This is a genomic window from Corynebacterium sp. HS2168-gen11 (assembly GCF_024834075.1).
Classification (GTDB): domain Bacteria; phylum Actinomycetota; class Actinomycetes; order Mycobacteriales; family Mycobacteriaceae; genus Corynebacterium.
Genome location: NZ_JANUXR010000012.1, coordinates 13,197 through 32,880, shown reverse-complemented (window position 1 = coordinate 32,880; position 19,684 = coordinate 13,197). Strand labels below are relative to the sequence as shown.

Genomic DNA, 19,684 nt, shown 5'->3' with positions numbered 1-19,684 from the left:
ATCACTGCTGTATTCCCGGCAACACAAACACAGTTGCTAGCTTTAAATGACTTACACTCGTCGTTGATACTAGGTTTGTAAATCCACCGAGTATTTCCGCTTCACCCCGCTAAAATGCGAAGAGCCATTTATCGCACAGCGTTACCGCACGACGGACACCTCAACGCCAACTTTTCCATATTGTGTCGCAGTTGTGCTCGTGTAATCCTCCTTGATTGCCACAAACGACTAGGATTAGCGACATGTTTGCACCTGCATTTTCCCCTGAGCCACTCATCTTGGCATCAGGAGCGCTCGAAGCTGATGAACTCGTCTCATTTGCATGGATTATGGGAGCCGCGTTTCTTGCGCCTTTATTATCTTGGCTAACAGGAGCTCGTATTCCTGCCGTGGTGTTGTTAATTGTACTTGGTGCATTAATTGGGCCACACGGTCTACACCTTGCCACAGCTGAAGGTGGCGTTGGCATGGTCAAAGAACTTGGCCTCGGTATGCTGTTCCTACTTGCTGGTTATGAAATCGTCCCAGCAACCGTGCGATCCAAAGAAGGCAAACGCGCTGCAGTGACATGGCTGTTGTGCATCGTGTTGTCCTTTGCTGGTGCGTACGTGCTTTTGACGCCAGAAAACACCGCAACGGCAATTGTGCTGGCGATCGCTGTAACATCCACGGCTGTTGGCACGCTCATGCCGATTATGAAGCAGCAAGAAATTTTAGATAAACCCGTTGGTAAATCATTGCTGGTCCACGGTGCGCTTGGCGAAATCTTCCCAATTTTCGCAATGTCCTTATTATTGTCGTCTCGCGCAACTTGGCTGACCACCTTCATCCTGGTACTTTTCTTCGGTATTGCAATTGTGGTTGCTATTATTCCGCGTACCGTGAAAATGCTCGTGCCATGGATGGGACGCGCGATGGTGCATTCTGCAGGTTCGACGAATCAGGCGGTTGTTCGCTTAGTTATTTTAATGCTTGCACTCCTAATGGCGGTTGCTGCGGTATTTAAACTCGATGTGGTGCTTGGCGCATTCGCCGCAGGTTTTATTCTGCGTCAGATTGTGCCGCAAAAATACCAGCTCGCCCTCGAGCAGCGCCTCGATATTGTTGGCTATGGCTTAGTGATCCCCGTATTCTTCATCGGCTCTGGTATGAGCATCGACACTGCTGCAGTGCTAGAAGACCCGATTATTCTCATCCTGCTGGTTCCACTGATTTATATCACGCGCGGCCTGCCAATTTTATTGCGCGAATGGTTCTTCCACACTGGTTCACAGCTGACCACGGCACGCGAAAAAATCCAGCTCAGTCTGTATGGCGCCACCGCTTTGCCGATTATCGTCGCCGTTACTGACGTGGCAATTTCTTCCGAATTAATTAGCGAAGCCAAAGCCTCGTCACTCGTTGCAGCTGGTTCGATCACGGTTTTGCTTTTCCCATTGCTCGCACACTTATTAGAGCCAAAAGAGCAACCTGCAGCACAGACGCTTGACGACGCCGACGCACAGGATTCCGCGCCAACTACCTCGTCATAAATTACTCGCGGAAACATTCGTAATTTTTCCAGCGCTCTCTGAGTTTTTAGATTGTTCAGAAACTCAGAGGGCGCTTTTCGGTTTACCACAGATATTTGCAGCATATCATTTTCAAATCCTAATAAAGATGTTAAAGTTGTTGCCTAGTGTTACAAAAGTGACGAATATGATCACCAAGGAGTCCCATGTTTTCAACTCGAAGCCGCAATTTCTTTGCTGCGGCAGCTAGTGCATTTGTGCTTGCATTAGGCATCAGCACCGCCGCACCTGCCGCACCACAAGCCCATGCTCTCGGCCCAATCCTGGGCACTGTTTTAGACTATTCAGCTGGTGTCCCAAGTGGTGCAGCAGTTCGCGCAGCAGGACACATCGGAACCGTACGCTATGTCTCCCAGCGTCGTCCCGGCGCTGAATGGATGAAGGGCAAGCCAGTTGGTATCCAAGAAACTCGTGATCACGCAGCTCATGGCCTCAAAACCGCATCTGTGTATCAGTTCGGTCGTGCAGAAACTGCCGATTGGAAACAAGGCGCTGCAGGCGCTGCCATTCATGCACCACAAGCGATCGCTTTGCACCGTGCAGCAGGCGGACCAACTGGACGTCCAATCTATGTGGCAATCGACGACAACCCAACCTACGCCCAATACACCAATCAGATTCGCCCGTATCTGCAAGCCTTTCAAACTGCACTACAAACAGGTGGCTACTCGCTTGGTATTTACGGCAACTACAACACAATCGAGTGGGCTTCGCGTGATGGTTTAGGGTCCTACTATTGGCAGCATGACTGGGGTTCTCAAGGCCGAATCCACCCACGAACCACTATTCACCAAAAAGCTGGCCAGCAAGCAACCGTTGGCGGCGTGCTCAGTGATATCAATAATGTGTATCAAGCAGACTGGGGTCAGTGGACACCTGGCAATCCGGGAATAGCATTGCCAAAGATTTCCATCCCTGCGCTGCCTGTCGCACCTAAGCCAGCACCAGCTCCTGCCCCGGCACCAGCACCTGGTATTAACGGTCAAACTTTGCATGACCTTGCAACTACGGCTTCCCAAATTGCTGCAGTACTTCCAGGCAGCAATGGTTTTGCTGTACCAAGCGCACAACAGCTCGATCTCGCTGTAACTCTCATGAAGCTTTCAAGTTAGGTCTTTCATACCACTTGCAATATAAAAGGTTGTGTTTCGGTGTTCTTCTTCCTGAAGATCCTAAAAAACACAACCTTTTTCATGTTTCTCTCTTGTATGTCCGGCACCTACACTTCCAGCAAAATAAGTCTACGCACTGGGAACTTTCACTCACACGAGGTGGCTAGCGTCGACAAGCACGAACACCTAGATGTCCTTGCACATTCAAAGCATGCTGCACGCCAGATAGGCGGGCATCTATCAACAACAACGCCTGCGATCATTCCAATAGTTACACAAGGCTATTTCCTACCTGCGGTGGTAGGTGATGGCCGTGCTTTTGTGGAACCAGAAGCTGGCCGCGCACTCGTCGAACTAGGCACTGGCCGCACACTCGTCGAAGTAGGCACTGGCCGCACACTCGTCGAAGTAGGCACTGGCCGCACACTCGTCGAAGTAGGCACTGGCCGCACCCTCGTGGAAGTAGGCACTGGCCGCACCCTCGTGGAAGTAGGCACGTGCATGAATTGTTGTTCCACTAAATGCGTAAGATCTTCCGCTGAACCATAATTGCTGGCGACAACAATAAAATCATGCCCGTAAGAAGCTGTGGCAAATAAGTCTTTATCATTCGACCACGCAAATTTCGTGCCGACGACACCAGGTAACACCGCAGTGCCATAGTCTTGCGATGTACCGTCTTTTGCTACTGCATCTGTTTCGCGCATCGCCACTAATACCGGCGAGTCATAATCCTCGCGCATCAACTGCGCCAAGAAAAAGGCCACATCATACGTTGAGCTTAAGGAATATCCCCAGCGTGGATCTGCCACAGTGCCAGTGAGATGATACTGGGTAGCAATTGATTCAATGGCCGTTGGGTATTTCGCATAGAGTTCTGTTGCAATATCATCATCAGAATTCCGAATCATTGTCAAAGCTTCAGCCTGTTCATCGGCATCTCCATGCTGGATAACATATTGTGCAATGTACAGCTTGATTAAGCTTAAGGCGGCACGGCTGACATATTCATTTGAACTTCCAACATGTAAACCACCTCGAAGATCAACATATGTCAATTGGTAAGACAAAGGATCATCAAAGCTTTGTTCTGGTACGTGCGAAGAAAATCCAGCGAGTGTCAGCGTATACTGCGCTCCATCTTCATATTTGTGTGACAGCCAGGTACGTTCCAACGAATGCTGGACACTCGGTTCAGAGGTAGCACAGCTACTGACAAGACACAGACATCCAAGCGCAACAGACGAACGAATCCACCATGCAAGCTGTGAACGAGCGCATGTACGACTACGTATGCTATCGGTTCTCTGCTTAACCATTACCGCTCCTGCTTGTCAATGCTGCACATTTCTTACTTGTCTTGCTACGAATATACTGCTCACTGCCAAAGCTTCTTACTACTAGCCTTCATGAGTGTAATAGCTTCACCTTTGCTTGAACATCAGCATCATTGCTACTACTGCTCTGCCTCATACAATCGCCTTCTCATTGCAATCTAGCATTCAGAAAACCTCGTATGCAGAATCGCTACTTACATGGAAAGAGGTGCCACTAGCCAGCGGCACCTCTTGTATCATCAACGCTGCTGCGGGTGCACGCAAACTGCAGCCATCATCGTCATCGCGAGCCATCATCGTCATCCATAACAATGCGGCTGAAACGCTTGATGTTAATTTCCAGTGAACTTTGGGGGGCGATGTTGTTTGCGTGCGGTACGTGCTTCTTCCACATCTTTACTGCCCCAACATGCATCATAAAGCTCTTGTAGCTCGGAAGATAATGCCGTATCTGGATAATCGGCAGCATAAAACACTTTGACATATTCTTGTGCCAATGGTGCAAGAGCAGTAATTTCAGCAACATATTGCTCGCGCTGGGCTGCAGTTTCATACACCAAAGAATAGAACCCGCATGATTCCAATGTTGCGGCATCAAGAGTTTGACTGCCCATAAGCAATGCTCGCGCCCTTGCGCCACCAAAGGTGTCACGAATTTGGTGCAACGTCCAGCCGTCGAGTGCAAAGCCTAATCGTGCGACAGGAATTCGCAGCCAAGCCTCTGGAGTACCAATCCTTAAGTCACAAGCCAGTGCTAACTGCGCACCAGCACCTATGACTGGACCTTGAATCGCTGCGATAATTGGCATTGGAGCATGTTTGATTAACTCCAGCATTGCATAAAATGATTCGGTAAAAGTGGTTCCATATACGCCTGAACTCCGCTCATCTTCATCATCACGAGTTGAGCCAATATCGGCACCAGCGCAAAATACTGATCCTTCTCCTCGGATGACAACCGCCCTCGGACGCTGCAAACGCGGTTGGCTGATAGCGTCGTCGATTGCGCTTGCAATTGCTTCACACATCCGCACATTCAGTGCATTGCGCTGTTCAGGACGGTTTAAGGTTATCGTGAGGACACGTTCGTCACGAGTCACTAAAACTGTATTCATATTCTCCACCATTAGCCTGGAAATACCTCTGGATCCGCGTACAACCGACCACTACCAGGCTGTTGATCAAGAGCAACAATTGCTGCACTGTCAATTGGCGACAACTCAAAATCGTAGATGTCAATATTTTCAGCCAGGTGATGCTGCTGCGAAGCCTTTGGAATCACCGAAATACCTTGCTGATACATCCACTGCAGCACAATCTGTGCTGGGGTCTTCCCGAAATGTTCAGCCAGGGTCACTACAACATCTTTATCCAGCACGTCACCGCGGGCAAGCGGCGCCCAAGCTTCGGTAACAACGCCTAAGGATTCATGCGCCTTGCGCAACTCAGATTGAGAAAAACCAGGATGCAATTCTACTTGATTGATCGCCGGCACAACACCAGTTGCGGCATGGACATCACGCAATTGTTGTTCATTAAAGTTTGCCACTGCAACTGATCGCAATTGCCCAAGGCCTTGCAGATGCACCAGTGCTTCAAAAGTTTCCACATAGCGCCCCTGCTGTGGCCACGGCCAATGCACCATATAGCAGTCGAGGTACTCAATTCCTAGACGCTGTAAGGAGTCTTGAAACGATTGTTGCGCTAAATCAAAACCCTGATGATCCTGCCATACCTTTGAAGTAATAAACAGTTCCTCGCGCGTGACATCACCTGCAGCAATTGCCTGCGCGATCGCGATGCCAATTTCTCGTTCGTTCCCATAAAACGCAGCGGTATCAATATGCCGATAGCCAAAATTAATAGCGTCGCGAACCACGCGTGTGGCACTTTCTCCAGCCAATTTCCATGTACCAAGACCAATAGCCGGCATCGAGCTACCGTCGTTAAGCTGTATTTCGGGAACGTAACGGGCAATCATATATTCATTCTTACCGTGTCTGCAGTGCAGGCGCTACCCGAATGCCCCCGATCGGGCGATTCTATTCCGCACTTCAGGCTTGACGACGCCGCCTCGTGGCACGCACTCTCCATCAACTGCCGGATACTTACTTCCAAGTATGCAAAACACCCAAGAATTGCTGTGCAAAATCACAATTCTTGGGTGCGCAATATCGCGTGAGAAGTGTTGATTAACGAACTGCCAACAAGTCGATCACGAATACGAGGGTTAGGCCAGAAAGTGGGTGTCCGCCACCGGCTGGTCCATACGCAGCCTCTGGTGGAATCACGAGCTGACGACGACCGCCAACCTTCATGCCAGGAATACCTTCTTGCCAACCTGCAATGAGGCCTGCAAGTGGAAACTCGATGGACTGTCCACGATCCCAGGAAGAGTCAAACTCACGACCGGTTGCGAAATCTACACCAACATAGTGAACCTCGACCATGCCACCTGGTTGTGCAACAGGGCCATCGCCTTCAATAAGATCAGTAATAACTAGGTCTGCTGGGGCTTCGCCACCAGGAATCTCGATAACTGGCTTCTCCATAAAGGGAATACAACTCCTTAAAAAATTTTTATATCACTTGTTCGTGTAACAAGCATTGTTCCATACATGCCAAGAAGGCCTGTTGAACGAATGCCTACCATTCTACTGGTTTTTATTCAACAGGCCTCAATTTGCAGCTCACACAAGAATTATGAGCGCTCAGAACGTGGTGTAACCTTGCGCAAAGATTCACCGGTGTAAATCTGGCGTGGACGGTTAATCTTGGTGGTGGTTGCCAACTGCTCACGGTACTGGGCAATCCAACCTGGCAGACGTCCAATAGCGAACAAGACTGTGAAGAAGTCGCTTGGGAAGCCCATCGCACGGTAGATCAAACCGGTGTAAAAGTCGACATTTGGATACAGCTTGCGCTCGATGAAGTATTCATCGCTGAGCGCAATCTCTTCTAACTTCATTGCCAGATCCAGCAATTCATCGCCGCCGAGGTGCTCGAGAATCTCATGTGCGGTGTCCTTGACAATCGCAGCACGTGGATCGTAATTCTTATACACGCGGTGTCCGAAGCCCATGAGGCGAACACCCTTTTCCTTATTCTTTACGCGAGTCATGAAGTCGGAAGCGTCGCCACCATTTGCCGCAATATTTTCCAGCATCTCCAAAACAGCTTGGTTTGCGCCACCATGCAATGGGCCAGAAAGGGCGTTAATGCCACCAGCAACAGCCACGAACATATTTGCTTGTGCTGAACCAATCATACGAACGGTCGAGGTCGAGCAGTTCTGCTCATGGTCAGCGTGCAAGATCAGCAACTTATCAAGTGCGCGGGCAACAACTGGATCAACATGATATGGCTCGGTTGGGTAACCAAACATCATGCGCAAGAAGTTCTCACGAGCATTCAAAGAGTTATCTGGATACATATATGGCAGGCCTTTAGACGCACGATATGCGTAAGCCGCAAGCATCGGCACCTTTGCCAACAACCGTACAGTTGCTTTATCAAGCTGATCTTCATCAAGTGGATTCAGCTGATCTTGATAATAGGTGGACAAAATATTCACCGAAGAAGCCAGCACACTCATCGGATGAGCATTACGTGGGAAGATCGTAAACTGTCGGCGGAAGTCCTCATCTAAAAGAGTATGATGACGAATTTCAGAATTAAATTTTTCCAGCTCTGCCTGATTCGGCAATTTACCGTTAATCAGCAGGTATGAAACTTCATTAAAGGTGGCATTTTCTGCTAAATCGGCAATATCATAACCGCGGTGACGCAAAATGCCATTGCCACCATCAATATACGTAATCTTCGATTCTGTGGAACCGGTGGAAACATAACCTGGATCAAACGTTACTAAGCCAGTTTCTGCAAGCATATTGCCAAGTACTACGCCGCTATTACCTTCGGTCGCGTGGATGATATCCATCTCAAACTCGCCACCTGGATAATGCAGTACCGCCTTTTCGTTATTCGTAGCCACAGCTTCCCTTTCCTCGTTGTTGAATACAATCAATCACCATCGTCATTGCATCTCACAACTTCGATGTATGTCTGCGTGCTCAAACAAGCACCATGAGTGTTTGGCAATTTTGCTGTTCACAGCATGTACGCCAATACTGACGCAAGGTTTTCCGTGTCACGCTTGGATATTTGGCCCCATCCGTATCGATATGACACCGCACAAGAGAAATCTCGTGCTATGACCCCTCGATGAGTGCGAGCCAAACTCATATTTCGTAGCAGTTTTGTTGAAAAAACACTTACTCTCTCAGTTATTTAGTTGTGCTACACAATCAAAGTTCCCAGTAACGTTTCTGGGATTCGACCGTTTCCTGACTCTGCGTATATATAAGTTCTTGATAATTACCATCATCAAGAATTTCTCTTAATACTACCCGTCTAGGCAAGCCTCAGTGTATCAAAACATGTGACATACATGACAATTAGGGTAAAAGTGCAGCAAATCTGCAGGCAAAGACAATATTTTCTACCCCCACTACACCCCCAATGATTGATTGCAATTCTTATATTGCCTGATATGACGTTTCCCGCCTTACCCACATGTGCAGTCGCGCCAACAGTTATACCAACAGTCGTACGAACTGCCTGATAGGCCTCGACGTTTAGTGTTTCGCCTACCCGTCGCCCCTGCGAGATAGGAAAAATTACACAAACCAGATATGCTTTTGTTCACCCACCAAATACTCATGCGCGCGGTCGTGCCCATAAGTTCGGTGATCGTAGACGCAGTGTTGACGTGGGATTTCCACCTTCCCAATTTCTTACATACATCTCCTAGAGGTACGTAAGGACCTTGCTTAAGAAAGCGTGAACATGAGTGATCAGTTCCCAACACTGCCATCTTCCTTAATTCCGGCAGATCCACGATTTGGCTGCGGCCCATCAAAAGTACGTGACGAGCAAGTGCAAGCCATCGTTTCAGGCGCACACGCAATCCTTGGCACTTCCCATCGCCAAGCAGCGGTTAAAGATGTCGTTGGTCGAATTCGTGCTGGTTTAGCTGAACTATTCCAGCTACCAGCTGGCTACGAAATCATTTTGGGACTCGGCGGCGCAACCGCTTTTTGGGATGCTGCAACTTTCAGTTTGATTGAAAAGAAATCCGGTCACCTCGTGTTTGGCGAGTTTTCCGGCAAGTTCGCACAAGCTTCCCAAGCTGCACCTTGGCTAGATGAGCCAACTATCATCAACGCTGATCCAGGCAACGCTCCAGTTCCTGTCGCAATGGAAGGTTGCGACGTTATCGCATGGGCACATAACGAGACTTCAACTGGCGCAATGGTGGATATTGTGCGACCAGCTGGCAGTGACGCGTTAGTAGTCATCGACGCTACTTCTGGTGCAGGCGGCCTACCAGTCGATATGTCACAAGCCGATGTCTATTATTTCTCTCCACAAAAATGCTTCGCTTCCGATGGTGGCCTGTGGCTGGCAGCTGTGAGCCCACGTGCCCTCGAGCGCATCGAAAAGATTGCAAAGTCCGGCCGTTTCATTCCAGAGTTCTTGAACTTACAAACCGCGGTTGATAATTCCCTGAAGAACCAAACCTATAACACCCCAGCATTGACAACCTTGCTGATGCTAGAAAATCAGGTTGCTTGGATGAACGCACAAGGCGGTCTTGAGGCAATGGTGGCACGCACCTCACAGAATGCTCAAACTCTGTACACCTGGGCTGAGCAGCGCAAGGAAGCACAACCATTTGTTGCTGATCCTGATGCACGTTCCCTGGTCGTCGGCACCATTGATTTCGACGAGACTGTCGATGCAAGTGCACTGGCAAAGATCTTGCGCGCAAATGGCATTCTCGACGTTGAACCATATCGCAAGCTAGGCCGCAATCAACTGCGTATCGGCATGTTCCCAGCTATTGATGCAACCGACGTCGCATTGCTCACCAAAGCTATTGATTACATCATTGATGGTGGATACGTAACCGTCTAAGGTTTCCGCCGCCACCACCGAATGCGCCTTTGCTGATTATGGTTATTTTCATAGTTCCAGCAAAGGCGCATACTGTCTTGAACCAAGCAGCCGAAATACGGCGTAGCAACTGCTAATTTCCCAAAAATCCGATACAGTAAAAAAATTACAAACACCGATTCGATTCGCGCGCAGTTCGTTCGCATTCTCATTGATAGGAGCTTAAAGATCATGAAGGAACTCTTCTTGGTTGAAGCTGAATCCACCACTTCTTCCCTTGTATTGGTGGACCATGAAACCAATGAACAATTTTTCCTCGTCGTGACCCCTGAGCTTCGCGATACGTTCAGCGCACCACCAGCGACAGATTCTTCCGGCCAGCCTGAAACGCCAGCACAACCAACGCCTCCTTCCTCAGATGCGGATACACATTCCGAAGAATCAGAGCACGAACACGCTACTGAGGATGCTCCAGCAGAATCGGAAGAAGCGGTTGCTCCGACAAAGCCTGTCCACACTGTCGATCCGCGTCTATCAGCACCATTGAAGATGGCACCACGCGAAATTCAGACACGCATTCGTTCGGGTGCAAGTATCGCTGAACTTGCGGCAGAAAATGACGTACCAGAATCACGAATCGAACCGTACGCACACCCAATTTTTATTGAACGCGCGCACATCGCTAAGCTCGCGAAAAGCTCGCACCCAGTCCGTGAGGACGGACCTGCACGATTAACCCTGTGGGAAGTATTAGCCACAGCATTTGCGGCCCGCAATCTCGACTTAAGCCAATCTGAATGGGATGCCTACCGAGATCCTGCAAATCAGTGGGTCGTGCAGGTGAAGTGGATGTCGGGCATTAATGAAAATATTGCCGAGTGGAATTTGCTCAAGCACAATACTTCTCACGCAACGACAATTGCACGCAATGGGCTTGCAGCGGATCTGATCGACCCGAATTTTGCCCAGCCAGTGCGTTCACTCTCGGCAATCGCCACCGCCCGAACCACTGAAATTGCCTCAACTGAGGAGCAGCCAGAACCTGTAGTTATCGAAGAAGCACACGGCGAAGACCTGCTGCAGCATCCTGATACAGAGCAAATGTCAACGACCAGGCGGCGTCGCAAAGCTGTCACTCCGCACTGGGAAGACGTACTGCTCGGTGTCCGCAGCAATACCAAGCGTCCCCGTAAATAATTGGTGGTAACAGCTTGTGAATAGCGATCATCAACAGCTGATTGTCACTTTGTGGTTTGTGACGTCGGCGCATCCGGAAAAAGTGATTGCAACTGCTCCGAAGGCTGACCGTGGCTTCGGGCGAAAGTTGCTGGCACTGCTGCATCCAAAAGCGCCGGTGAGTCCAATTGGGCAATTTGCGCTCAATCGTTCCGTTCCGCCTTCGCTTGGCGAATACTATATTGCCGCGTTTCCTGGCATTAGTGTGATTCAGACCGCGCTTGCCCCAGTGACTGCACTTACACAATTGCCAAAGTATTTACTCACTGCACTTCCAGCCGCAAATATTTACTGCTTTGCGACGAACAAGGCTACCGGATTCGGCGCATTTGCACACTGGCACGGCACTACGTTAAAACGTCATTTTGCAGCAACACCTACGCGTGTCTATGAAGATACCGGCCTGGTAGAGCCGTTTGAGGCAAGTTATTGGGCAGGTGAGCATGCACATGGTCAAGGAGGCATTGCCTTGCCCTTTGCCCCAATTGAGTTAGTCCACGAGGCAGAACGTTCCTGGTTGGGCTTTGATCCTTATGCCGGTATCGATATTAATATTGTTGCCTATGCCATTGATGGTCGCCCTGAGCCGAGGTTCTCGAGTGCCACGCGTAGTCGTGATATTGGCCAGTTCGCACATGAGGCATCTGCCCGATTGGGGCTTGGCCCACAGCGTCGTGAATATGACGATTATGAGTCCTACAGTGAAGATGACTTTGAGGAAGACAACAACGAGCTGGGAAATTTTGCCCGTGAATCGTTGAGCCACGCCCGCATCATTGGCAAGCAGGCAATGCAAAAAGTCGGCCGACTGCGCGCACAGCTCGTGTATCGCCTCAAGCATACGGATCGGCCAAAGCTTTCCCCACCGCAATCTGATACTTCTGATTCGACGCACCCCAAGCCAGAGGATCTCACCGAATAGGCTAGGCACCAACGTGCAGGCAAGAAAAGCATCAGGCCTGCACGTTGTCCTTCATAGGCTTAAGCGTTGCGGAATCCACGATTACGCTCGTAAAACGCAATTGCCGCTGCGGTTGCTAAATTCAACGAATCAGTTCCAGGTGACATCGGGATTCTCGCCCGAATATCGGTTGCCCGCATAGCATGCTCGGTAAGGCCTGGACCTTCTGCACCCACGAGGAATGCAATTTTTGGATACGGTGTGCCCGTTTCGTCGTATAGCGCATCGGCTAAGTGCGCTGCTTGCTCGTCCGGAGTTAATGAGACTAATCGGAACCCTGCTGCTTGAAGTTCAGCAAGGCCATGCTGCCAATTGGTGGATTTACCTTCAAAATGCGCAAACGGCAAGCGCAAGACATGTCCCATAGAGACTCGCACAACGCGACGATACAGTGGATCAGCACAACCATTGCCAAATAACACCGCGTCGATGCCCATGCCGGCTGCGTTGCGGAAAATTGAGCCAATATTTTCATGATCGCCCACGCCCTCTAGAATCACCACCGTATGTGCGTGTGCAAGTGCAGTTGCAATTGTCATACCCGGCGCGCGATCGGCTGCTGCTAATAGGCCACGATGCATGTCGTAGCCAACAACTTCGGCGAGCGTTGGTCGATCAATAGTGTAGATCTCAACAGATTCAAGTTGCTCGGGGTAAGGATATGTCTCGAGGAACTTGGTGATTTTTTCGGGGAATCCGATTAACGTTCGAACAGGAAAACGCGACTGTAACAGACGCGAAATTACCAGCGGCCCTTCTGCGATTACCAGGCCCTTACCGCCTGGTAAATCTGGGCGAGTGTCTGAGTGTTTCAGATCGCGGACATCGTCGACACGCGGATCCGAGGGGTCAGTAATATGCTGTAATTCCATATCTGTAACAGTAGCTCACCGCCAACAAGATGCGCTATCACGAACAGTTGGGACGCTGTGCGTGCCCGATGTGCGATATTGCAGTGTCGCGAGCTGGACTGGGTGTGGCGTCGGTTCGCAACCGCTCCCCTCGCTTCGCAGCACACTCGCGCCAACGTACCAGCGCCAACAAAAAAGAGACTACCGAAGTAGTCTCTTTTGAAATGCTCGCAGCTATGCGAATCAAGCGAAATTATGCAGCGGCGTTAATCGCGTGCAGAATTGGGTCTGCTGCGAAGAATACCAAGAACAGTGCAGAAATCAGCCACATGATCCAGTGGATGCTCTTTGCCTTACCTGCAGCAGCGGTCATCACAACGTATGCGATAAAGCCCACGCCGATACCATTTGCAATCGAGTAGGTAAATGGCATGATCACGATGGTCAAGAATGCTGGCAATGCAATGTGGAACTGAGAAAAGTCGATGTCTTTGATCTGGGAGATCATCAACGCACCCACGATCACCAGCACAGGAGCTGCAGCCTCAATTGGCACGATGGAATACAGTGGGGTTAAGAACATTGCAGCTAAGAACAACAAACCGGTGACAACATTTGCCAAGCCGGTACGTGCGCCATCGGCAATACCTGCAGCAGAGTCAATGTAGACGGTGTTTGAAGAAGCAGACGCTGCACCACCAACGATGGCACCTGCACCTTCGACAACCAGTGCGGCCTTGAGGTTTGGCAGGTTACCGTGATCATCAACGAGATCAGCTTGCTTACCCAACGCGGTCATCGTACCCATAGCGTCGAAGAAGTTTGCCAGCACCAGGGTAAACAGCAACAGCGTTGCAGCCAGAGCGCCAACTCGCGTGAAGGCACCGAAAAGATCGATGTTGCCGATAATTGAAAGATCTGGCAGGCTACCGAAACTTGATGGCACAGCTGGAACAGCTAACGACCAACCGGTTGGAACTGGTTTGCCATCAACAAATGATGGGCCAGCGCCGGTGATAGCTTCTACGATCATGCCAATAACGGTGGTCGCAACGATACCAATAAACAAGCCACCGCGTACTTGACGAACAACCAAAATACCAGAGATCAGCAGACCAACGACGAAGACGAAGGTTGGCCATGAAGCAATAGAACCACCGTTGCCCAAGGTAACAGGGACGGTGGTTCCAGCAGCGTCAGGGATGCGGCGAACGAAGCCTGCATCCACCAGACCGATCATGGCAATGAACAAACCAATGCCCACGCCCATTGCGGCCTTAATAGAACTTGGAATTGCATCAAAGACTGCAGTACGGAAACCGCTAATTGCCAAGACCACAATGATAATACCGTCAAGAACAACCAAGCCCATTGCTTCTTCCCAGGTAAGGCCTTCAACGGCAACCATGGTGACGGCAACAAGAGTGTTAATTCCCAAGCCAGTTGCGATACCAAATGGGTAGCGTGCAATCACGCCAAAAGCAATCGTCATAAAGCCTGCTGCCAGCGCGGTTGCGGCAGCAACTTGTGGTACACCAAGTTCGCGTCCATTAACATCGGCAATCGTGCCGATAATCAGTGGGTTCAAAATAATAATGTAGGCCATCGCAAAGAATGTCACGATACCCGCACGAACTTCGGTACCAATTGTGGAACCGCGTTCGGTAATGCTGAAGAAACGGTCAAGCGCACTGGTTGGCGTTGCCGTACCCTGAGTGGATTCAGCCATAAGTCTTCTCCAGTTCGGTTACGAAGCGTCAAATAATTGAAAAATCAGTCGTGCGTATGTGTGCCTGTGCGAGTTGCAATTCACAGATCACAGCACATCCGCTCATCAACAATCGCATTGAATGACTCGTAATTCCAAACAGAAAGCAATAAAAGTGGCAGAGCTAACATTTTCCTATCGTTTCGCCACTCATACAGGACTCAGTACGCCCTTGCACGCACCCCGTAGCCATGCCAAACGCTTGTCGACGCCGCCTCGTTCTCCAGCCTGTTGTGGCTAGCATATATGCGGTGCAATGCGCCCCCTCCCTGTGATGCGCATTGCTCAACAAAACCATTACGAAGATTGTTCGAATTGGACTTCCACAATGGACTCATCATCATATGGTTGTGCATCCGAACGCCCTAATGGCTCAACCGGTGGCGTTTGAGAATGTGCACCACAACCATAATCTTTAGTCACCACAGTTTCATCAGCAGAATACTCATTCACACATGCCCCAAAATCTGGGCCAACTGGCGCAACCAATGGAATATAGAAGGCACAAGAATGACAATTCAGGGCTGCTTTCTTCGCAAAAGGAGAATTCGGGCCATAGTCCCCCGCACGCCACCGCTGTTGTGCCTGTTCCAGGCCATAGCGGCTCAAGAGTTTCACCGAAGCAGCATCAGCAGTATCTTGCTTCGCATCTCCCACGGTATCTTTTGCTGCAGTTTCTTGATCAGTTGTGCTTGCATCACCAAAGACGGCATCTGCTGGATTATTGGTTAACCGCTGATCGTCTGCCTGCGGCGGCATCACATCGCCTGGGCCTAAATCGCCAGGTAATACTCGTTGATGATACGGCACCCATTCTGGTGCTTGAAGCGCATTCCCACCTGGAACAAGCGCTAATTCAGACACCGTAATCCACGAGCTACCTGCAGCGCAGGCAACCACTACATTCCATTCCCAACCTTGATATCCAGGAACGGTTGCAGCAAAACGATGGGTAGCAATATTTTTCCCAATTTGAGTAATGCCCAAATGGCGCCCAACTTCACCTTCGTCGAGTTCCTCCAGTGCTGCTCGGGCAACGTGGATTGCACGTGCGCCAAGCAGGGGGCTTGCGTTGCGTCGGTTGCGACGATGTTTTGGTCTCACACCTTCTATTATGACCCACTTCCGCGCAAAACCTGTAGCCCGTGCGATTCTTTTGGCATGATGGAGATATGCTTGTTCTTCCTCAGCGAATTTTAAAGCCCATTCTTGGCCTCGTCACAGCGATTATCGGTGTCGGTGTCACTGTTGGCGCGTGTTCTTCTAGTTCCCCGCTGCTACCTACACCAGAATCTCTCACACCATCAGCAAGTGTCACCCCTCAAACGTCTGTCGCTGCACCGGCGGCGTCGCAAAGCCCAGTACCAATGAAGGTCGAAATCCTGCAGCGATTACCGTTTGATGCCACGGCGTTTACCCAAGGCCTTGAAGTTACACCTCATGGTTTGTTGGTCAGCACTGGCCAATATGGGGAATCAAGCGTGTTTTATCTTGAGAATGGCACTTCGCGGCGCAACGATCAGCCAATTGAGGCGAAGTATTTTGGTGAAGGCGCAACCGAGGTCAATAACACGGTGTGGCAACTCACCTGGAAAGCAGGTGTAGCATTCCAGCGCGACGCAGATTCACTTCAGCTGCGCCAAACCGTTTCGTATCCTGGCCAAGGTTGGGGTTTATGCTCCTTTGCCGATACCATCATCATGAGCGATGGCACCGGCGATTTACGACTGCTCGATCCAGAAACCTTCGCCGAACGCAGTCGAGTAACCGTCACCAACACCGGCACCCCAGTGAGCAGACTCAATGAGCTTGCCTGCACCGAAGAAGGTTCGCGGCGGTATGTGTATGCCAATGTTTTCTTAAGCACTGACATTTATAAGATTGATGTGGATTCTGGCGCCATCGTTGGGCTTATCGACGCCTCCTCGGTTCCAAATAATGCGGTTCCAGATGCTAATCATGTCTTAAATGGCATCGCGAACATTCCTGGCACCGATCACTTCTATCTCACTGGTAAACGCTGGCCAGATCTGTATGAAGTAACGTTTGTCAACGCCTCATAGTCGTCGTGCGAATCAGCTATCAGCTGCGCATGGCGATGACACTGGCCGAGTAACTCCTCCGACCGTATCAATACAGAAAGCTTGTGGTATGAAACGCTCAACAAAAAAGAATCTGGTGCAAATTGGCGCTTTAGTGCTTGCCGTCTGCCTGATTCTTGGAATTTCATTATTCTTTCAGCAGTGGTGGAACAATCGCCCAGGGCCAGAACCAAAAGATGTTGCAATTTCAGTCGTGATCGCTGATGACACTACTGAAGTCCTGCCCTACAGCGTGTGTGAGCCAGGTGTACCGTGCACGCCGAGCCAGCCACCGGTGATAAAAGTGAAGGCAACTGATCACATTGAACTCAAGCTTCCACGTGAGATTTATGATCATGACTGGACGTTACTGACCATTTATGATGATCCAAGCGCAAATGATCAATTCCGATATGGTTCCTATGAGCAAGAAACTGCCTCAATTCCTGTCACAGCTGCCAGCGGAAACGCGCGTCTTGGTGTAATCGAAATACATTCGATCATGATTGGGCACGATGCTGCAGGGCAAGAAACCCCGATGACGGCAGTGTGGTCGATTGGTGTTGAAGTCACAGATTCCTAAGCCGCTGTCCACTCAAGCATTTTCAGACCAACGTTCACAATACAACAGGCGCCAGAGAAGTTGCTGTTCATCAGCTATTTTCTCTGGCGCCTGCCACTATCATGGATGGTGTGTAATGCTCGTGATCGTCTTGGCACGAGCACACATGATTCTGCCTGATCGCAAACAGAAAGCTGCAGCACGTTATGCTTCAAGTTCTGCGGCAACTACACGCAAGATCTCAGCAACTTGTTTACCTTCTTTGCGTTCTGGGAAGCGACCAGCGACAAGTTGCGGCATGATTTTGCCGTCGAGAACATTCACCAGATCGCCAACCATGGAACCAAGCTGTTCGGCAGTATACTTCCGCTCTACCTTTGCAGCCTTCGTATGTGGCTGCTCAAGAACAACCACGCGCAGTGCTTGTGGGCCTTTTAAGCCAGCACCAAAATCAAATTCGATACGCTGTCCGCGATGAAGCTCAGTAACGCCCTTTGGCAATACTGCTTTTCCGACGAACACGTCTTCATGACCCGGATTCGAGACAAAACCAAAGCCACGCTCTGGGTCATACCACTTCACTTTGCCGATCGGCATTACCGATTCCTTTCTTCGCTCGTTCCGACAGGAATTGATGAATATTTCTGTGTAGTCATACGCTTGCCTACTGTAAGCAAAACGCACGAGCAGCACTTAATATTCCATTGAACAAGATTGTTTATTATATACAGATATTTCCAGTTTTTCTAACTATCAACATCACTGGAACACTATCTTATACACAAGCACTGCTAGTATAACGTTTTTGCAACAAACAGATGCTGTGCTGCATAAATATTTCCTTACTATAGCTATCAAAAGCAAGCACAGTGAAATGCGTATTTAGCAATGCTTTTCCAAAAAACGTGACAATTTCGTTATAAATAAGCTAAAGTGAACTCTCGTAGGTATTTTTGCTGAACGCTTACGTCATCCTTGCTCAAAAGAGAGTTATCTGTCTTTTGAGCACTATGATGGGCTACTTCCACTGTGATATGTCTCTTGATTCTATGCTTGAGTAGCTTGAAAAATAGCAAGTAATTTGCAATTGCAAACTTGAGATGGCGAAAACGAGACGCAAAAATAATTCAGCGTTTGCGGCGTCCGTCGCATCAATACAATCGCATACAAGCTTCCAAGAGACATATTCAATACACGTGAACAATCCATATTTTTCACGTGTATTGAATCTTCTCCTCACTATGATGAAGTATGTTCTACTGTTCATCGTGCAGGAGCCCACAGTGACTCACGAGAGGAACAACTACCTTATGGCACGTCATACCCGAAAGTCTTCAACTACTTTTACCAAGCTTGCAGTTACCACTCTGGCAGTCGGAACCGCCTCTGCGATGGTGAGCCCAACAGCAATCGCCGCTCCAGACTCTGATTGGGATCGCTTGGCACAGTGCGAGGCGGGCGGCAATTGGGCAATTAATACCGGCAATGGTTTCCATGGTGGTTTGCAGTTCTCCCCAAGCACCTGGCGTGGCTTCGGCGGTGGCGAATTTGCCCCATACGCATACCAAGCAACCCGCGAGCAGCAGATTGTCATTGCAGAACGCGTCCTCGCAGGTCAAGGATGGGGTGCATGGCCTGCTTGCTCTCGTAAGCTCGGCTTACGTTCGGCACCAACCCCACGTACGATCGTGGCACAAGCTCCTGCCCCAGTTCAAGAAGCTGTCGCAGCAGCCCTCGAGCAGCCTACACCAGTAGCTGCGCCAGATGCACCGAGCGCTGTGCCAGTGGTGAAGTTGGATGAAAATCTGCTTGCAGCTGATGCTCTCTACGACCTGCTTGTTCGTAAGTTTGCAGAATACGGCATGGCAGTTCCAGCTGAATGGGACGCGTTCTACCACGCACATCGCAATAACTTCAACGCCTTCTATTCAGCTTCTTCACCTATGATTAACGCATTCTTTGCAGCTATACGCTAATTCTTTTCCATACATGCTCTTGGATAGTGGTAACGCCAGTATCCAAGAGCATGCATGCATCAGGGCACTTGCGCGTCTGAAACGTTCCGCACGAGCGCAGTCTCAGTGCCAAAGCGACCACCGCCTGAGTTACCGTCAACACCGGCTATCCGAACAGTGCTCCGTGGAACAGCGCTCCATGCTCGCGCAACCCGGCACAACCCGGCACAACCCGGCGCAACCCGGCGCAACCCGAGGATGCCTTGCAACCATCCTTGGAGCCTCGCTTCAT

17 protein-coding genes are annotated in these 19,684 nt (G+C 49.9%); 8 read left to right on the top strand and 9 right to left on the bottom strand.

Going from position 1 to position 19,684, the window contains the following annotated elements:
- The first annotated feature begins 242 nt into the window (after positions 1–242).
- The gene (locus tag NXS99_RS08795) at positions 243–1,532 is read left to right on the top strand and encodes a cation:proton antiporter (protein WP_259288305.1); all 1,290 of its coding nucleotides are present in this window, start codon (positions 243–245) and stop codon (positions 1,530–1,532) included.
- Positions 1,533–1,717: 185 nt separating this feature from the next.
- A complete protein-coding gene (locus tag NXS99_RS08790) occupies positions 1,718–2,683 on the top strand; it encodes a DUF1906 domain-containing protein (protein ID WP_259288304.1) in 966 nt (321 codons plus the stop codon).
- Positions 2,684–2,964: 281 nt separating this feature from the next.
- Here NXS99_RS08790 and NXS99_RS08785 read toward each other — a convergent pair whose 3' ends face one another.
- The 5 genes from NXS99_RS08785 to NXS99_RS08765 all read right to left on the bottom strand — a co-directional run bounded on the left by NXS99_RS08785 (position 2,965) and on the right by NXS99_RS08765 (position 8,014).
- Positions 2,965–4,002 carry a hypothetical protein gene (locus NXS99_RS08785; protein WP_259288303.1) on the bottom strand — a complete coding sequence of 346 codons (1,038 nt, stop codon included), beginning with the start codon at positions 4,000–4,002 and terminating at the stop codon, positions 2,965–2,967.
- Positions 4,003–4,352: 350 nt separating this feature from the next.
- On the bottom strand, positions 4,353–5,135 hold the full coding sequence (locus NXS99_RS08780) for an enoyl-CoA hydratase (RefSeq protein ID WP_259288302.1): 783 nt from the start codon (positions 5,133–5,135) through the stop codon (positions 4,353–4,355).
- 11 nt (positions 5,136–5,146) lie between these two features.
- Entirely contained in the window at positions 5,147–6,001 is an 855-nt protein-coding gene (locus tag NXS99_RS08775) for an aldo/keto reductase (protein ID WP_259288301.1), read from the bottom strand.
- A gap of 211 nt (positions 6,002–6,212) precedes the next feature.
- Positions 6,213–6,572, bottom strand: a complete 360-nt coding sequence (locus NXS99_RS08770) for an FKBP-type peptidyl-prolyl cis-trans isomerase (protein WP_259288300.1) — start codon at positions 6,570–6,572, stop codon at positions 6,213–6,215.
- Positions 6,573–6,721: 149 nt separating this feature from the next.
- Positions 6,722–8,014, bottom strand: a complete 1,293-nt coding sequence (locus tag NXS99_RS08765) for a citrate synthase (RefSeq protein WP_259288299.1) — start codon at positions 8,012–8,014, stop codon at positions 6,722–6,724.
- Positions 8,015–8,868: 854 nt separating this feature from the next.
- On the opposite strand from NXS99_RS08765, the gene serC reads away from it, so the two are divergent.
- The 3 genes from serC (at position 8,869) to NXS99_RS08750 (ending at position 12,136) form a co-directional block, all read left to right on the top strand.
- The gene (gene serC, locus NXS99_RS08760; RefSeq protein ID WP_259288298.1) at positions 8,869–9,999 is read left to right on the top strand and encodes a phosphoserine transaminase; all 1,131 of its coding nucleotides are present in this window, start codon (positions 8,869–8,871) and stop codon (positions 9,997–9,999) included.
- Between the two features lie 210 nt (positions 10,000–10,209).
- Positions 10,210–11,175, top strand: a complete 966-nt coding sequence (gene sepH / locus NXS99_RS08755) for a septation protein SepH (protein WP_259288297.1) — start codon at positions 10,210–10,212, stop codon at positions 11,173–11,175.
- Positions 11,176–11,191: 16 nt separating this feature from the next.
- Positions 11,192–12,136 carry a DUF6928 family protein gene (locus tag NXS99_RS08750; RefSeq protein WP_259288296.1) on the top strand — a complete coding sequence of 315 codons (945 nt, stop codon included), beginning with the start codon at positions 11,192–11,194 and terminating at the stop codon, positions 12,134–12,136.
- A 59-nt stretch (positions 12,137–12,195) separates the two neighbouring features.
- Here the strand turns inward: NXS99_RS08750 and NXS99_RS08745 are convergent, their stop codons facing one another.
- The 3 genes from NXS99_RS08745 to NXS99_RS08735 all read right to left on the bottom strand — a co-directional run bounded on the left by NXS99_RS08745 (position 12,196) and on the right by NXS99_RS08735 (position 15,898).
- The gene (locus NXS99_RS08745) at positions 12,196–13,047 is read right to left on the bottom strand and encodes an RNA methyltransferase (RefSeq protein WP_259288295.1); all 852 of its coding nucleotides are present in this window, start codon (positions 13,045–13,047) and stop codon (positions 12,196–12,198) included.
- Positions 13,048–13,279: 232 nt separating this feature from the next.
- Positions 13,280–14,755 (bottom strand): NCS2 family permease, encoded by a 1,476-nt coding sequence (locus tag NXS99_RS08740; protein ID WP_259288294.1) that lies wholly within the window; start codon positions 14,753–14,755, stop codon positions 13,280–13,282.
- A 336-nt stretch (positions 14,756–15,091) separates the two neighbouring features.
- Complete coding sequence (locus tag NXS99_RS08735) at positions 15,092–15,898, bottom strand: DUF3027 domain-containing protein (RefSeq protein WP_259288293.1); 807 nt, start codon at positions 15,896–15,898, stop codon at positions 15,092–15,094.
- A 68-nt stretch (positions 15,899–15,966) separates the two neighbouring features.
- Between NXS99_RS08735 and NXS99_RS08730 the strand changes: the two genes are divergently transcribed.
- Positions 15,967–16,857 (top strand): glutaminyl-peptide cyclotransferase, encoded by an 891-nt coding sequence (locus NXS99_RS08730; RefSeq protein ID WP_259288292.1) that lies wholly within the window; start codon positions 15,967–15,969, stop codon positions 16,855–16,857.
- A gap of 88 nt (positions 16,858–16,945) precedes the next feature.
- Positions 16,946–17,458: a DUF2771 domain-containing protein gene (locus NXS99_RS08725; protein ID WP_259288291.1), complete on the top strand. Its 513-nt coding sequence runs from the start codon at positions 16,946–16,948 to the stop codon at positions 17,456–17,458.
- 183 nt (positions 17,459–17,641) lie between these two features.
- Here NXS99_RS08725 and NXS99_RS08720 read toward each other — a convergent pair whose 3' ends face one another.
- Positions 17,642–18,034, bottom strand: a complete 393-nt coding sequence (locus tag NXS99_RS08720) for a cold-shock protein (RefSeq protein WP_259288290.1) — start codon at positions 18,032–18,034, stop codon at positions 17,642–17,644.
- A 713-nt stretch (positions 18,035–18,747) separates the two neighbouring features.
- Here NXS99_RS08720 and NXS99_RS08715 point away from each other — a divergent pair.
- Positions 18,748–19,413: a resuscitation-promoting factor Rpf1 domain-containing protein gene (locus NXS99_RS08715; protein ID WP_259288289.1), complete on the top strand. Its 666-nt coding sequence runs from the start codon at positions 18,748–18,750 to the stop codon at positions 19,411–19,413.
- The last annotated feature ends 271 nt before the right edge of the window (positions 19,414–19,684 follow it).

Bases quoted from the DNA above. Each gene is read 5' to 3' on its own strand.
- NXS99_RS08720 (WP_259288290.1), bottom strand. From the start codon at position 18,034: ATGCCGATCGGCAAAGTGAAGTGGTATGACCCAGAGCGTGGCTTTGGT.
- sepH (WP_259288297.1), top strand. From the start codon at position 10,210: ATGAAGGAACTCTTCTTGGTTGAAGCTGAATCCACCACTTCTTCCCTT.
- NXS99_RS08795 (WP_259288305.1), top strand. From the start codon at position 243: ATGTTTGCACCTGCATTTTCCCCTGAGCCACTCATCTTGGCATCAGGA.
- NXS99_RS08725 (WP_259288291.1), top strand. From the start codon at position 16,946: ATGAAACGCTCAACAAAAAAGAATCTGGTGCAAATTGGCGCTTTAGTG.
- NXS99_RS08790 (WP_259288304.1), top strand. From the start codon at position 1,718: ATGTTTTCAACTCGAAGCCGCAATTTCTTTGCTGCGGCAGCTAGTGCA.
- NXS99_RS08745 (WP_259288295.1), bottom strand. From the start codon at position 13,047: ATGGAATTACAGCATATTACTGACCCCTCGGATCCGCGTGTCGACGAT.
- NXS99_RS08740 (WP_259288294.1), bottom strand. From the start codon at position 14,755: ATGGCTGAATCCACTCAGGGTACGGCAACGCCAACCAGTGCGCTTGAC.
- NXS99_RS08780 (WP_259288302.1), bottom strand. From the start codon at position 5,135: ATGAATACAGTTTTAGTGACTCGTGACGAACGTGTCCTCACGATAACC.
- NXS99_RS08715 (WP_259288289.1), top strand. From the start codon at position 18,748: ATGGCACGTCATACCCGAAAGTCTTCAACTACTTTTACCAAGCTTGCA.
- NXS99_RS08785 (WP_259288303.1), bottom strand. From the start codon at position 4,002: ATGGTTAAGCAGAGAACCGATAGCATACGTAGTCGTACATGCGCTCGT.
- NXS99_RS08730 (WP_259288292.1), top strand. From the start codon at position 15,967: ATGCTTGTTCTTCCTCAGCGAATTTTAAAGCCCATTCTTGGCCTCGTC.
- NXS99_RS08770 (WP_259288300.1), bottom strand. From the start codon at position 6,572: ATGGAGAAGCCAGTTATCGAGATTCCTGGTGGCGAAGCCCCAGCAGAC.
- serC (WP_259288298.1), top strand. From the start codon at position 8,869: ATGAGTGATCAGTTCCCAACACTGCCATCTTCCTTAATTCCGGCAGAT.
- NXS99_RS08775 (WP_259288301.1), bottom strand. From the start codon at position 6,001: ATGATTGCCCGTTACGTTCCCGAAATACAGCTTAACGACGGTAGCTCG.